9 protein-coding genes are annotated in these 13,876 nt (G+C 65.7%); 4 read left to right on the plus strand and 5 right to left on the minus strand.

Annotated features, from left to right (window positions below; translation table 11 throughout):
- Nucleotides 1–92 precede the first annotated feature (92 nt).
- The 4 genes from EN885_RS13895 to nagA are packed head-to-tail and all read left to right on the plus strand — an operon-like array spanning nt 93 to nt 3,947.
- On the plus strand, nt 93–974 hold the full coding sequence (locus EN885_RS13895; RefSeq protein WP_128241655.1) for an N-acetylglucosamine kinase: 882 nt from the start codon (nt 93–95) through the stop codon (nt 972–974).
- Nucleotides 971–1,753 carry a GntR family transcriptional regulator gene (locus tag EN885_RS13900; RefSeq protein ID WP_127206089.1) on the plus strand — a complete coding sequence of 261 codons (783 nt, stop codon included), beginning with the start codon at nt 971–973 and terminating at the stop codon, nt 1,751–1,753. The genes EN885_RS13895 and EN885_RS13900 overlap by 4 nt, the downstream gene beginning before the upstream one ends.
- A complete protein-coding gene (locus tag EN885_RS13905; RefSeq protein WP_128241656.1) occupies nt 1,750–2,781 on the plus strand; it encodes an SIS domain-containing protein in 1,032 nt (343 codons plus the stop codon). The genes EN885_RS13900 and EN885_RS13905 overlap by 4 nt, the downstream gene beginning before the upstream one ends.
- A complete protein-coding gene (nagA, locus tag EN885_RS13910; RefSeq protein WP_128241657.1) occupies nt 2,778–3,947 on the plus strand; it encodes an N-acetylglucosamine-6-phosphate deacetylase in 1,170 nt (389 codons plus the stop codon). Before EN885_RS13905 ends, nagA begins: the two co-directional genes overlap by 4 nt.
- Before the next feature lie 16 nt (nt 3,948–3,963).
- Here the strand turns inward: nagA and EN885_RS13915 are convergent, their stop codons facing one another.
- From EN885_RS13915 to EN885_RS13935, 5 genes are all read right to left on the minus strand, one after another.
- A complete protein-coding gene (locus EN885_RS13915) occupies nt 3,964–5,490 on the minus strand; it encodes a malonyl-CoA synthase (RefSeq protein ID WP_128241658.1) in 1,527 nt (508 codons plus the stop codon).
- Nucleotides 5,487–6,860, minus strand: coding sequence for a malonyl-CoA decarboxylase (locus EN885_RS13920; protein WP_128241659.1), 1,374 nt, complete (start codon nt 6,858–6,860; stop codon nt 5,487–5,489). The genes EN885_RS13915 and EN885_RS13920 overlap by 4 nt, the downstream gene beginning before the upstream one ends.
- A gap of 142 nt (nt 6,861–7,002) precedes the next feature.
- The gene (gene rpe, locus EN885_RS13925; protein ID WP_128241660.1) at nt 7,003–7,680 is read right to left on the minus strand and encodes a ribulose-phosphate 3-epimerase; all 678 of its coding nucleotides are present in this window, start codon (nt 7,678–7,680) and stop codon (nt 7,003–7,005) included.
- Between the two features lie 167 nt (nt 7,681–7,847).
- Entirely contained in the window at nt 7,848–11,531 is a 3,684-nt protein-coding gene (locus tag EN885_RS13930; protein WP_128335188.1) for a hypothetical protein, read from the minus strand.
- Nucleotides 11,532–11,541: 10 nt separating this feature from the next.
- A complete protein-coding gene (locus EN885_RS13935; RefSeq protein WP_095484653.1) occupies nt 11,542–13,536 on the minus strand; it encodes a hypothetical protein in 1,995 nt (664 codons plus the stop codon).
- Between the last annotated feature and the right edge of the window lie 340 nt (nt 13,537–13,876).

A 13,876-nucleotide genomic window follows, 5' to 3' on the forward strand; every position in this document is an offset into this window, starting at 1 on the left:
TTCAATAAAATACCGCTTAATCTTTTTGAAACGGAAATTAATCCTTGGCTATTGGTACTTTATTGGTATTATCCGCCCGGAGGAGAAATCGCGTGAATTTCGTGCTTGGCATCGATGGCGGCGGCACCAGCTGCAGGGCGGCCCTTGCGACAGCGGACGGCACCGTCGTCGGCCGCGCCAAGAGCGGCGCCGCCAACATCCGCACCGATCTCACCGGCGCCAGGACCAACATCGTCGAGGCGGCGAGGCAGGCCTTTGTCGACGCCGGACAAGACCCCGAACTGATCCCGCAGACCCCGGCCATCCTAGGCCTCGCCGGCGCCAATGTCGGCACCTACAGACAGCAGCTCGAAGCCATCCTGCCGTTCAGCCAAAGCCGTGTCGAGACCGATGCCGAAATCGCGCTCGAAGGCGCGGTCGGCTCCGGCGACGGCGCCATGGCCATCCTCGGCACCGGCACCGCCTATATGGCGCGCAGACAGGGCAAGTCGCGGGCAATCGGCGGCTGGGGTTTCCAGGTCGGCGACCAGGGCAGCGGCGCCCGCATCGGCCGCGACCTGCTCGAACAGACGCTGCTCGCCTATGACGGCATCCGCGAAGCCTCGCCGCTGACGCAGGCCATGCTCGCCATCTTCCGTGACAATCCCGAGGATTTGGTCGAGTTCACCACCAATGCCAAGCCCGGCGATTTCGGCGGCTTCGCGCCCAAGGTCTTCGATCATGCCGAAAAAGGCGACGCCGTCGCCAACTGGATCCTCGACAAGGCGGTCGCCGATGTCGAGGCAGCACTTGGCGTGCTCGATCTCGGCGGCGACGATCCGCTCTGCCTGCTCGGCGGGCTGGCGCCGTTTTACGCGCCGCGCCTGTCGTCGCGCTACCAGGCGCTGCTGAAGCCGCCGCTCGACGATGCGCTGGGCGGCGCGGTGCAGATGGCGGTCCGTGTCTTCGCCAAAGCGGCGGAGGCAGCGCGATGAGCGAGGCCGCCGACCAGATTTTCGCCACGCTGAAACAGTCCTCGCAAAGCGGCGCGCCACTCTATCTGCAGCTCAGGAAGAGCATCGAGGACGCGGTCAATCGCGGCCTGATCGGGCCGGGCGACGCGCTGCCTTCCGAGCGCGACATCGCCAGCAAGGCCGACATTTCGCGCGTCACCGTGCGCAAGGCGGTGCAGGATCTGGTCAAAGGCGGCATCCTCGTCCAGCGCCACGGCTCCGGCACCTTCGTCGCGCCGCGCATGGAGCGCGTCGAGCAGTCGCTGTCGCGGCTCACATCCTTCACCGAGGACATGGCGCGGCGCGGCATGGCTGTCCGTTCGGCCTGGCTCGACCGCGGCCTTTATGCGCCCTCGCCGGACGAGATGATGGTGCTCGGCCTGTCGTCGAACGAGCTGGTGGCCCGCGTGGCGCGCCTGCGCATCGCCAACGACACGCCGCTGGCGATCGAACGCGCGGCACTGTCGGCCAGCGTGCTGCCGGACCCGGCAGGAATAGGGTCCTCGCTCTACGCTGCGCTGGAAACGACCGGCCTCCGGCCGGTGCGGGCGGTGCAGCGCATTTCGGCCGCCAATCTCGGCGACAGTGATGCACGCCTGCTCGAAGTGCCGCCCGGGATTGCCGGGCTGCACATCGAGCGTATTTCCTATCTGGCGAGCGGCAAGGTGATCGAATTCACCCGCTCCATCTACAGGGGCGACGCCTATGATTTCGTCGCCGAGCTCCGGCTGAGCGGGCCGGGCGAAGAGGGCCGGCCATGAGCGCAACCAAAACTCATATGCGGCGCGAGATCGAGGAGATCCCGGAGGCCACCGCCCGTCTGCTCGACGGTTCGGGCGTCGTGCTGACCGAGGCCGGGCGCGGCATTCGCGAGCGCGACCCGAACTTCGTCGTCACCGTGGCGCGCGGCTCCTCCGATCATGCCGCCACCTTCATGAAATATGCTGTGGAGCTGACCGCCGGCCTCGCGGTCGCTTCGGTCGGCCCTTCGATCGCCTCGATCTATGGCGCCAAGCTCAAGCTGGCCGGCTCGGCCTGCCTGGCGATCTCGCAATCGGGCAAGAGCCCGGACATCGTCGCGATGGCGCAAAGCGCGAGGGCGGGCGGTTCGCTGACCGTCGCCATCACCAACACCGCCGATTCGCCGCTGGCGAGCGCCTGCGACTACGCGATCGACATACTGGCCGGGCCGGAGCGCAGCGTCGCGGCGACCAAGACCTTCGTCAATTCCGCCGTCGCCGGCCTCGCCTTGATGGCGCACAGCACCGGCGACGACAAGCTTCTGGCAGCACTTGCCCGCCTGCCGGAGCATTTCCGGAAGGCGATCGCCTGCGACTGGATGGCGCTGGCCGGTGCGTTGGAGACACCGAGATCGCTGTTCATCCTCGGCCGCGGCCCGTCCGCGGCGATCGCCAATGAGGCAGCGCTGAAGTTCAAGGAAACCTGCGCCATGCATGCCGAGGCCTATAGTGCTGCCGAAGTGATGCATGGCCCGCTGGCGCTGGTTGGGCCCGACTTCCCGGTGCTGGCACTCGCCGCCCGCGATGCTTCCGAGCCGTCGGTGGCCGAGGCTGCCGACAGCCTGGCGGCCAAAGGCGCGGCCGTTTTTGTGACCTCGGACAAGGCGAAAAGCGCTCAGCACCTGCCGCATGTCGCCACCGGCCATCCGCTGACCGACCCGCTGGCGCTGATCGTGTCCTTCTATGGCTTCGTCGAGGCTTTTGCCCGCCATCGCGGCCTTGACCCCGACACGCCGCCCAATCTGCGCAAGGTGACGGAAACCATATGAGCGACCGTTTTGCCCTGACTGGCGCCCGCGTGTTCGACGGCGAGGACTGGCACGACAAAGCCGCCCTTGTCGTGCGTGACGGCCTCGTCGAGGCCATCGTTCCGGCAGGCGCCATTCCGTCCGGCGTCACTCGTATCGAGACCGGCGGCGGTATCCTGGCTCCAGGCTTCGTCGATCTGCAGGTCAATGGCGGCGGCGGCGTCATGCTCAACGACCATCCCGATGTCGCCTCGATCGAAACCATCTGCCGGGCGCATGCGCCTTTCGGCACGACGGCATTGCTGGCGACGCTGATCACCGACACGCCTGAAATCACGGCCGCGGCGGTTGCCGCCGGAGCGCTGGCCGCGCAACAGAACGTGCCGGGTTTTTTGGGCCTGCATCTCGAAGGCCCGCATCTATCGGTCGCCCGCAAGGGCGCGCATGATCCGGTATTGATCCGGCCGATGACTGACGCCGACCAGGCGGCGCTGATCGCGGCGCGGCAGAAGCTGCCGGTGCTGCTGACGACGATCGCGCCTGAATCCGTCGAACCTGCCCGCGTTTCGGCGCTAGTCAAGGCCGGCATCGTTGTCAGCCTCGGCCATTCCGATACCGGCTATGCCAAGGCGCGCGGGTTCGCCGATGCCGGCGCAACGGTGGTCACGCATCTGTTCAACGCCATGAGCCAGATCGGCAATCGCGAGCCGGGGCTGGCGGGTGCCGCCATCGATACCGGCACATTGTTTGCCGGCATCATCGCCGACGGCATCCACGTCGATCCCGCCACCATTGCCATCGCGCTGCGCGCCAAGCAGGGGCCGGCAAAAATTTTTCTGGTCACCGACGCCATGGCGACGATCGGTACCGATATGACCTCGTTCACGCTGAACGGCCGCACCATCTACCGCAAGGACGGCAGGCTGACGCTTGCCGACGGGACGCTGGCGGGCGCCGATCTCGACATGATCTCCGCCGTGCGTTTCGTCCACCGCGTCGTCGGGCTGGACCTGTCGGAGGCGCTGCGCATGGCTTCGCTCTATCCAGCGCAGGCGATCGGCCAGTCGCACCGGCTTGGGCGCTTCGCCAACGGCACCGCCGCCGATATTGTTGCGCTGTCGGACGAACTGGACGTCAAGGGCGTCTGGATAGAAGGCGACAGGGTTTTCGGAGCAGGCGCCAGCTGAGTGCAAACCTCTTACGTCAGCCGGCTTTGGCCGGCGCGTAGAGGTCCTTGTAGGTTTCGCGCAGCAGGTTCTTCTGCACCTTGCCCATTGTGTTGCGCGGCAGCTCGTCGACGAAGATCACCCGCTTCGGGTGCTTGTATTTCGCCAGCCTTCCGGCGATGGCACCAACGATCTCGGCGGCGGTGATGGTCGAGGCCGGCGTCCGCACCACGATCGCCGTGACGCCCTCGCCGAAATCCGGATGAGCAACGCCGATCACAGCGCTTTCGGTGACGCCGGGCAGAGCGTCGATCTCGCTCTCGACCTCCTTCGGATAGATGTTGTAGCCGCCGGAAATGATCAGATCCTTGCCGCGCCCGACGATATGGACATAGCCATCGGCATCGATCAGGCCAAGATCCCCGGTGATGAAGAACCCGTCGTCACGGAATTCCGCCTTGGTCTTCTCCGGCATGCGCCAATAGCCGGAAAAGACATTGGGGCCCTTCACCTCGATCATGCCGACCTCGCCCTGGGCAAGTATGGCGCCGCCGTCGGGGTCGGCGATGCGCAGCGCCACGCCGGGCAAGGGGAAGCCGACCGTACCGGCACGCCGCTCGCCATCATAGGGGTTCGACGTGTTCATGTTGGTCTCGGTCATGCCGTAGCGCTCGAGGATCGCGTGGCCGGTGCGCTCGCGCCAGGCCTTGTGCGTCTCGGCCAGCAGCGGCGCCGAGCCGGAAACGAACAGGCGGATGTTTCTTGCCGCTTGGCGGTTCAAGCCGTCCTGCTGCAGCAGGCGCACATAGAAGGTCGGCACGCCCATCAGCGCGGTGGCGCGCGGCAGCAGCGAGACGATGCGGGCCGGGTCGAATTTGGTTTCGAACAGCATCGAGGCGCCGGCCATCAGGACGACGTTGGTGGCGACGAAGAGGCCATGCGTGTGGAAGATCGGCAGCGCGTGGATCAAGACGTCTGCGGCAGTGAAGCGCCAGTGGTCGACCAGCACGCGCGCATTCGAGGCGAGGTTGTCATGGCTGAGCATGGCGCCCTTCGAGCGGCCGGTCGTCCCCGACGTGTAGAGGATCGCCGCAAGATCGTCCGGTCCGCGCACCACATCGTGGAAATCCGACGACTGCCGCGAGGCCTGATCCATCAACGAACCTTCGCCATTGCCGCCGAGCGTGACTGTGATAGCGCCCGATGTCTCCGCCAAGGTCCCGATATCGGCTGCCCGTGTCGGATCGCAGACGACCAGCCGCGGCTCGGCATCGCCGAAGAAGTATTCGAGTTCGGTCAGCGTGTAGGCGGTGTTGAGCGGTAGGAAGACCCCACCGGCGCGCAGGCAGGCGAGATAGAGCAGGACCGCCTGCGGGCTCTTCTCGACCTGGACGGCGACGCGGTCGCCGGCTTCGACGCCCAGTTGCAGCAGCGCGTGGGCCAGTTGCGCGGATCGCGCCAGCATGTCGCCATAGGTGATCGAGCGCCCGTCACCCGTCTCCATCAACAGACACTCGGGCGCCGGCATGCAGGCGCGGAAAGCGTCGAACAAATGGTTGCTCATATGTCCCTCTTGTCCTCATTCCCCTGAGGTTGCGCCGGAAGCCGCGGCGCGGCCGACCTCGCTGGTTTCGGCAGCAGGCGGCGCACGACGGGTGCGGCCGCTACATCGTTCCTGGCGGCGAACAGCTCGTGGTTCTTCTCGATGTCGTCGAGCTTGTAGCGATAATTGACCATCAGCCCATGCGCCTGACGCAAGGCTCGGGGCGACAGGTCGCCGAGATGGTCGATGCGCTCCAGCCGCGCGCCATTGCCGAGATGGAACCGGGCGACCGGGTCGATCACCTTGCCGGAGGCGGTGCGGGCCTCGAGGAAATACTGTGCCGCTAGAGGAAGCAGGACCTGGCCTACGCGGTCGCGTGCGGCAGCGTCCGCATGCCAGCCCTCGTTGGCGACGAGGTCCCGCGCCTCAGTGGCGGAGGGACCGGCCTGCTCGGCCAGCCAGCGGGCAAAGCCCGGAACCGGGGACAGCGTGACGAAATCGGTCAGGCCGGGAAGGTCGCGGCGCAGATCCTCGACCACCTGCTTGATCAGAAAATTGCCGAAGGAGATGCCGCGCAAGCCCTCCTGGCAGTTGGAGATGGAATAGAACACCGCCGTCGTGGCCTGCCGTGGTTGCACCAGCGGCCGCTCGTCGGCAAGCAGCTCGGCGATCGTCGTCGGCATCGCCCGGGTCAGCGCGACCTCGACGAAGATCAGCGGCTCGTCACCGAGTTGCGGATGGAAAAACGCATAGCAGAGCCGATCCTCGGGCTCGATCCGGCGGCGCAGATCGTCCCAGGTGTGGATGGCGTGCACCGCCTCGTAGCGGATGATCTTTTCCAGGATGTTGGCCGGCGTCGACCAGTCGATCCGCCGCAGCACCAGGAAGCCGCGGTTGAACCATGACGACAAGAGGTGCGCGAAGTCGGCATCGACGATGGCGAGATCGGGCGATGTGGTCAGCCGGGCAAGCAGATCCTGGCGCATGCGCACCAGCGTCTCGATGCCGCCGGGCGCCAGGTTCAGGCGGCGCAGGAGCTCCTGCCTGGCCGGCTCGGCGGCGTCGTGCAGGGCAAGTGCCGAGCGATCGTCGGGCGCGTCGCGATAAGCGTCCACCGCGGCGGCAAGCCTGACATGATCGGTGCCGAACCGGTCGCGCAGCACATGCAGGAACGCCAGCCTTCCGTCGGCACCGAGAGTGCGCCAGCGATCGAGTATCTCCCTTGCATAGGCAACGCCCGATGCCTCGCCCTGGCTGGAAAGCAGACGGGCACACAGACGCGCCAGGCTGTCGGCCGAGACCGGCTCGTCACCGCGAACGAGGTTCAGCATCATCCGGCCGCGGTCGGCGATGGTGTTCAGCAGATCAGCGAAGAAAGGGCTGCGGTTCATCGATCCGACCGTCGAAGAGGAGCCTGCGGGAAGGTCCGGGGGCATAAGGATGAGACAGAGAATATGGGACCGCATGTCATGAGCACAAGCGCACCGGCGTCGAACCGGCTGAAGAGACGGCGCGTGGCCAGCAGCGGCAGCGTTAGCCGGCCGCCCGGTCGGCCGCTGTCCTGATTGCCTCGATGTTCGCCCGATAGGCTTCGACGCTGCCGCCCTTGAAGATAGCTGCACCGGCGACCAGCACGCTGGCGCCGGCGGCGGTGACCAAAGGTGCGGTTTGCGGCGAGATGCCGCCGTCGATCTCGATCCGGATCGGCCGGTTGCCGATCAGCGCCTTCACCCGCTTCACCTTGTCGACGATCGCCGGAATGAAGGCCTGGCCGCCAAAGCCCGGATTGACGGTCATGATCAGGATCAGGTCGAGCCGGTCGAGCACATATTCGATCGCCGATTCCGGTGTCGCCGGATTAAGCGACACGCCCGCCTTCTTGCCTAGATTCCTGATCGTCTGCAGCGAACGGTCGAGATGCGGCCCGGCCTCGGCATGCACAGTCATGCCGTCGCAACCGGCTTCGGCGAAAGCCTCCAGATAAGGATCCGCCGGCGCGATCATCAGATGGCAGTCGAAGAAGGCCTTGGTGCGGTTGCGGATCGCCTTGATCACCGGCGGGCCGAAAGTGATGTTGGGCACGAAATGGCCGTCCATGACGTCGAGATGGATCCAGTCGGCGCCGGCCGCCGCCACCGCCTCGACCTCGTCGCCGAGCTTAGAAAAATCCGACGCCAGCACCGATGGCGCGATCAGGGTTTTTTTGCTCATGATCCGGCCTTTCCAGGCGCCCGTGGTTGCGGGCGCATCGTCTGGATCGACTGCTAGACCATGATCTGGAAAAGGGGAAGCTGGTTTGTCCTTGACGCGATGGCTTCAGATGTCCGCGCCAGGACCCCGCCGGATTGCTCCGGCGGGGTCATGGTGGGTGCGAATGGTTAGTTCAAAATGCTGTTGCGCGCCGGAGCCTGCTGTCGTGGAATCCGTTGCTTTTGCCTCGGCGCAAGCTGCTGCAGGATGTTCGGGTTCAAGAAGTTCGGATTGATCTCCAAGCCCGGCCTTCTGCGGATCGGGGTGCATTCCGGATATTGTCCGACTGTCCCGACCGGGCAGCGCCGCTTGATGATCGGCTGGCACTGGCCGTCGATCAGCCGTGAACCGGGCGCACACTCCACCTGCGGCCGGCGGCATGCGCCTCTGATCACCTCGGTTCCGCGCGGGCAGACACAGGCACCGCGCTTGTTGTGGACCTGGCCGCGGATGGTGCACTGTTCCACCGTCGGTTTCTTCACGATCGGCACGCAGGCTCTGCCCTTCAGTTCCGTCCGTCTCGGGCAGACGCAGTCGCCGTTCTTGGTACGGATCTGGCCGGGCAGCAGCTTGCATTGCTCCACTACCGGCGGCCTTTTCCGGATCGGCCGGCAGGCGTCGCCCCTTAGTTCCGTCCCTCTCGGGCAGATGCAATCGCCATCCTGGGTACGGACCTGGCCAGGCAGCAGCTTGCACAGGCGTGCCGGCGGCTCGTCGGTCGACACGCAGCTGCGGTTCTCCAGCTCGGTTCCGCGCGGGCAGATACAACGCCCGTCGGAGGTCCGGATCTGGCCCTTGAGCAGCACGCAGCGCTGCGGGTCCTTCGGCTTCGGTATGATGACCGTGCCGCCACCGGACGAGCACTGGCCGTTGCGGAAAGTGGTGCCTTCCGGGCAGACACACCGGCCGGCGTCGTTTATGACGAGGCCTGCCGAGCACTCCTTCTTCACGTCACGCTTGATGGTGAAGGGATGGCAGGCATAGGCCTTGCCGCGATCGCCCTGCACGTTGGTCGGGTCGCGGGAGAGCACGTCGCCCGCGCCTCGCACCGGCGTGTCGGGGGACAGCACGCCGACGCAGTTCTGGCCGCTGACGGTGCCCTGCAGATTGGCCAGGCGGCCGTCGTCGGGAATGGTCACGGTCACTTGGTGAACGTGGCTTTCCCCAGCACCGAGCGTCAGGTTGGCGATGCAGGACGCAGGCAAGGTCGCCGGCTCCGGCGAGCAGCCGAAGGGCGGGTCGATCGAGGTGATCGCAACGCCTTCCAGCCGGCCGAGGCCTTCGACGCCGATCGCATCCCCGATGCGAACCGGACCGGAGAAGGCACTCATCCCATCGTTCGTAATGGTGATCTCGAACGAGCAGGGTTGGCCGACCCGGCACTCGGCATCGCCGGTCTTCTCGACACGGATTGTGGCAGGGCCGCCCTTGGCGCAGGCCCGGCCGATCGGATAGACGATGTCGTCTCCTGGCGCCGGGCCGTAAGAGCCGCGTGCGCAGTTCTCGAATTCGCCGTTCGCAGCAACCGTCACGTCGAAGTGGCGGCTGGTTCCGGGCGTCATCACGGCGCCGGGAATCTGGCACGACAGCGTATTGGCCGGAACCGGTCCGCACACCCATTCCGCGCCGTCGGGAGTGACGGTCTGGATCTGGACGGGCGCGCCGCCGGCCACCAGCGTGGCAGCATCGTTGACCCGCACCGGACCGGTGGGGGCAGTGGTGCCGGTGCTGATGACGGTGATGCGGCATGTGACGGCCGCAGCACCGGCCATTGCTCCGCCGCACACCTTGGTGATGCGCATGGCCGGCTTTCCGCCATCACGGATGCGTTGCTTGGCGCAGGCCCTGTTGTTGGTGAGGTCGTTCTCACCGGGGATGGCCTTCACTTCGGCGCAGTTCTCGACGGTGTCCGGCCGGTAGCCGGCCGGCATCACCGCCTTGACGAAGATCGGCGTCGAGGCGCCCGGCGAGAGCACGATGCCGGCATTGTCGCAACGGAACTGGCCGGGGCCGTTCGGTCCGCATGTCCACGGCGGGGTCGGGCCAAAGGTCGAGGATGCCGGCGCGCCGCCCGGATAGGTGTCGTTGACCGTCAGCGGCCCGTCATAGGGGAAGCTGCCGTTGTTGATGATGTCGATCACGAAGGTGCAGACACCATCGGCCGTGCAGATCGGGGTGCGGGCACGCTTCTTCAGGATCAGATCGACCTTCTTTTCCACCGGCGGCCGGCAGTCGCGGTCACGGTCGCCACGCCGGCAGATCGGGATCGAGGCGCAACCGCGGTCGTTTTGCTGGCTGCCGAACAGCGGCTTGCCGCTGGCGCCATAATTATAGGCGGCGCAGTTGCGCAAGCTCCGACCTTGCCAGCCTGCGGCCGGCTTGAAGCCGAGCTTGAGGTCGACAGAGGCACCCGGGTTGAGCGTGGTCACCGGATGGGCGCACGTCATCGGGGTGGCCGCCGGCGCACAGGCCCAGGGCGCATTCGGTCCTGAATCGAGGGTGGACCCGGCCGGCAAGGTCACGTCGTCGAGAACGATCTTGCCGTGATACGGCCCGTCGCCGACATTGGTGACCCTGATGGTGAAGTCACAGCCGCCGCCCATCGTGCAACGCGGGACATCGGCGCGTTCTTCGACCTTGAGATCCGGTTCCTTGTCCTTGGGCGGGCATCTCTGGTCGCGCGGAATGACGATTTCGATCGTCTGCGTGCAGCACAAGCCCCAGCCCTCCTCCGGGCCGGCATAGGTTTCGATGCCGGTGACGACGAGGTGGATGACGTCTCCGGGTGACGCACCGACGATCTTCCAGTTGAGCACACCGCCGCCCGCCGGCACCAATTGCGTGTCGGGGATGATGGTGATGCCGGGTGTCGTCGTCGAGAGATGCACCCACTTGCCGCCCATCTCGGGGCCGACCGGCATATGGTAGATGAAGGCGCCGCCGCCGGGCACGCAATCGAGCGTGCCGCGCTCCACCTTGAAGCATTCCTTGCCGGGAGGTGGAGGCGGCGGGTTGCATTTGGTCAGGTCGATCTTGATCGAGGTCTTTTCGCCGGTAAGGATGTTGCCGTCGTCCGGCTTGCCTGGGTCTTGTGACGGGATGATGGTCCCGGTGCCGGGCCCGACGGTTATCTTGATCATGCCCTGATTGTCGACGATCGCCGGCGAGGCAAACGCCGCATGGTCGATCTTGGCGGTGATCTGGAAGGGGATGACGCGTTCGTTTGGAGCGCCGACGCCGTCGAGATCGGCGGCGGATATCCGGAAGTCGGAAACATCAGCCGTGTCGTTGGGATTTGCCGACGTGCTGATCGAGGCTCCGGGCAGCGGTCCGCCGGACGCATCCGTGCCGTCGCCGGACAGATGCACGCCGACGATCCGCAGGCCATGCGGAAGCTGGTCCTTGAAGTCGATCCTGGCCTTTTCCAGCGCGGTCGCGAGGCCTGGGCTGGCAAAGGCTTGCGGGTTGCCGCGCAGGCCGAAGCTCAGGGAATATACGACATAGTCGCAGCCTCGTTGTCTGCCTTTCTTGGTGAAGAAAGGCACGACCCGGCCGGGCCGCGGATTGACGATGCGCGGCTCATCGAGGTCGAGCCCGAAATCCGGACTGGCGGTTTCGAGCGGACCGGAATCGGCAGGCTTGTCGATGTCGGCCTGGCTGGTCTGGACCGGAACAAGATCTTCCGCGAAGCCTTGCCCCGGGCTCAGCATGGCGACCGCGATACCGGCCGCCATCAGCCAGCGCGCGCCGCGCCTGGAGAGTGACAGCGGTTTCATGGTCGTCGCGAGTGGGGAAAGTGCTGAAATGCTCATCTTCCCCTCCTCAACGTTCGCAGCTGACGGCTGGGGTTCTGAGCGGCACCGTCATCTTGCAGCAAGGGAAATAGCCGCCCTTGTCGCGATCGAACTGCTTGTAGAAGCAGAGCCCGACATCGACCGTGTCGCCAGGATAATGGCCGGTGATACCTATCGTGTAGGGCGCGCCGGGAGCATGGGAGAGGAGTGAGGTCACCCCGACGCCTGATGTCCTGGACAGAGCCTTGATCGAATCGCCGCCAAAGCCGGCATGGTCACGGAGATAGAGTTCGGCCTCGAGGCCGGAGGGCGTGCAGAAATACCTGACATCCTCGACATCGAGGCAAGGAGGCACGCCGCCGGGGGGCGGGAAGTCGGGCGGATAGAAAGGTGGCAGGTAACCGCCGCCCGGTACCTGCTCGTAATAGCCGGCACGACCCTCGCAGGGGTGCCAGACCTCGACATCGCCGACATGGCCTTCAACCTCGGGGTCTTCGAAATAGCCGTCGAAGTCGACGAACCAGGAGCCGAAGGGCGGCACGTTGGCCGGCTTGACCAGTGCTGTCGGCGTGATCTGCACGCCGTGCACGGCGAGCGGCCCGCCGCCGGCAAGCTGTTCGGCAAGTGCGGGATTGTCGCGCAATTTGTCGCCGGTCTTGACCAGCGTCTCGGTGCAGACGCCGGCATCGAGATTGCCGTCGGAGTCGTAGCCATATTGCAGGTCGAGGCCGCCGGCCGACTGCCGGTTGTCCTCCGGGAAACCGACCGCATATTCCTGCGGCATTTCCACCCAGACTGATTCCGTCGCCGGATCGTCCGGGTTATCGCGCCAGTAGCGGATGACCTCGCCCTTGCCGGAATCGGCGAACTGGCTGTAGTCGTAGCGGTTTTCTATCGGGCCGCGCTGGGCCAGGTACATGAAGCCGCTGATGTCGAAAGCGATGTCGGTTACGGCTTGGTCCTTGTCGGCCTTGACCGTCAGTTCCCAGCGCGTGTCACCGGCAAAACTGCCGTCGCGGGCAACGCCCACCGACCAGATCTCGGCCTTTTCACCGACCGAATAATAGAGCCGGCCGCCATGATAGGCGACGGACCAGACGCGGCGCTCGTCCTGCGTATAACCCCAGCTGTCGGGGTCTTCGCTGTCGAAGGCAGCGTCCTCGATGTCCATGACCGAGCCATCGTCGGCAAGCGGGGCCAGCCCGTGCGCCGGGCGCCCGGCAACGCCGTGGTCGAACGTGTCGACCGACGTGCCGTTGGCGTCGACACGGTGTATGAGACCGGTGTCGAGGTCACTGGCGAAGATCTGGCGGTGGATATTGTCGAAGGTGATGTCGCCAACGCCGGGACCGCTGTTGGTGTCGATGTCGGCAAATTTGCTCACCTGGCCGGTGATGCCGTCGATCTTCCAGATCGTGCCCGGTCCGCCGCCGTTCTCGGTGCCGAACTGGCCGTCCATAAAGATGGCGCCGGCAGCACCGCGACGCTGCCGCTCAGGGCGCCCGTCCGCATCTTCGTCTGATGTGACGATGCGGATGCCGTGCAGCGAGCTGGCGCCGGCATAGAGGTTCGGAATGCCTGATGGAACACCGTCGCGGACGCCGTCGTCATAGGTGATGCCGAACACCTGGCCGATCTGCTCGGCTGTCACTTCGAAGGGCGGCGGCGTGAAGACGAGCTGGCCGGAGGCCGGCCCGCCTAGCCTTGAAACGTCGAAAACGCGCAAGGTTGCGCGCGTCGTGTCGATGAAGGTTTCGTCGACGGGATCGACGCCGGGCGGCAAGCCTGCTTCGAAATTGGGCCCCTCTTCGAAATTGGGAATGACAGTGCCGGAAAACCCGGTCACCGCTATCGAGCCCGGATAGATGATCTGCGTTTCCTGCGCCTGGGCGGCACAGCCAAGCCACAGGGTGGTGGCGAGCGCCAGGAATCTACTGGTTGCCGGGAATCCACTGGTTGCTTGGATCGCACGGCGCAAACGGCCAGCACGAGAGCGCACGAACGCGCCGTGGTCGCAAGACATGGAATTCCCCCCGCGGGCGGGAGAAACATCCGGTCTTGCCGCGCAAATCAGGGCAAGGCGCGACGTTCCGGCACGTTTTTCCCTGATCGAATTGTCTGCTTTCCTCGCAGTCACGATACGCCGGCTCTTACGCAGGGTCAACGGAATCAGCGGAAAGCCCAGCGGATCGCCCCCATCCCGAAAGCGGTGGTCGCGCTGAGTTCCCGGAGACCGCGGAGCCTTTGGATTTCCAGTCATGGCACTTTCCTTTCCGGGGCCGCACCATGCAGCACCTAGGTGTCAGTCGCGAACAGACGCGGAAAGGTTCATGGGAAGCGCTGGACGGCCTGGGCTCACCGTG

Source organism: Mesorhizobium sp. M6A.T.Cr.TU.014.01.1.1 (assembly GCF_004022765.1).
In the GTDB taxonomy this organism is placed as follows: domain Bacteria; phylum Pseudomonadota; class Alphaproteobacteria; order Rhizobiales; family Rhizobiaceae; genus Mesorhizobium; species Mesorhizobium mediterraneum.